General features: G+C 64.3%; 1 protein-coding gene. It reads left to right on the forward strand.

Annotation, left to right across the window (positions count from 1 at the left end):
* Window positions 1-255: leucine-rich repeat domain-containing protein (locus SB764_RS42425; RefSeq protein ID WP_410867097.1), on the forward strand; the 255-nt coding region annotated here is incomplete at both ends.

The raw sequence follows: 255 nt of genomic DNA on the forward strand, positions 1-255 counted from the left end.
CGACTTCACCGAATTTCCCGAAGTCCTCGGCACGTGTGCGCAGCTCGACATGATCGGCTTCAAGGCGAACCTGATCCGCACGGTGCCGCGCGGTTCGCTGCCGCGCGCGCTGCGCTGGCTGATCCTGACCGACAACGCAATCGACGAACTGCCGGCCGATATCGGCGATTGTTCACGCTTGCAGAAGCTGATGCTCGCGGGCAACCGGCTCCGTGCGTTGCCCGCCGAAATGGCCGCCTGTCGTTCGCTCGAACT

Origin of the sequence: Paraburkholderia sp. SIMBA_027, from assembly GCF_046535315.1 — a bacterium.
In the GTDB taxonomy this organism is placed as follows: Bacteria; Pseudomonadota; Gammaproteobacteria; order Burkholderiales; family Burkholderiaceae; genus Paraburkholderia; species Paraburkholderia tropica.